Annotated in this window: 1 protein-coding gene; it reads right to left on the bottom strand. The window is 41.7% G+C overall.

Going from position 1 to position 908, the window contains the following annotated elements:
• On the bottom strand, positions 1–908 hold a 908-nt coding region (locus CQA40_RS11375), incomplete at both ends, for a hypothetical protein (protein ID WP_181882937.1).

Below are 908 nucleotides of genomic sequence, written 5' to 3'. Positions count from 1 at the left end.
AAACTTAGCTCGTGGTTTTTCTTTATCATCCAAATCAAATCAAGCCCTAGATTTCCATACACTGCAGGGAGTGTGATTTCGCTAGCGTCTTTTAGGTTACCGATTTGGATATATGCTTTTTGTTTATTTAGCATATTATACTTTATCCCTGCTTTTAGGTTTGTGCGGAATTTGTTACCAAACATTTTATAGTAGCGCACATGCACACCTAGTTGAGGCAAGTGCCAATAGACATCACTATATCGTTCATCAGCACCTAGCGGGCGATATGAAGTAGCCGTTGTCCCAAAATTTACGATAGGCTTTGTAATGATAGACTTTGTAGAAGCCATCATATCATAGCTTAGGCTTACTTCAGGGCTTACATAGCTGTTGCGCTTGAATTGATAAAATGTAAGCCCACCTTTGAGCTCTGCACCTAGATTATACACTAGAGGCATAGATACATTTTTTGCATTGTTTGCTAGCTTTAGCTCAAACGCACCTGCTTTTGCCGTGAAGTTTGGCATATCTATCCCAGCGCGCACGCTACCTTTGATAAATGCTTCCCACACTTTAGAAGTGATAGAGAATGACTTAAAGTAGTTTAGCCCTGCTTGGAGTGAGTTTGTCTGTATGCGAGTATCTACTCCACCTGTTAGCTCTGTATCAGTATTTACAAACTCATAGCCCAAAAACGCACCGATGATACCAGAAGAGCGTAGGTTTCGCTGCATACCAAGTAGTGCACCGCCTGCGTATTCTTGCGCTTGGGAAGTTCCCAAATCCACATAGCTATGTGTCGCATAAGGCACAGCGAAAAATCTCCAATCCCTGCGTCCAGTGTATGGGATAAATATCGCATCTAGTTGGTCTATGACTTCAAAGTTATTATAGCCCTTATCTAGATTTTGCCCCTTAGATTGCTC

The sequence above is a fragment of the Helicobacter sp. MIT 01-3238 genome (assembly GCF_003364135.1).
GTDB lineage: Bacteria > Campylobacterota > Campylobacteria > Campylobacterales > Helicobacteraceae > Helicobacter_B.
Note: the sequence above shows the minus strand (reverse complement) of the source record. Positions and strands in the feature narration are given on the sequence as shown.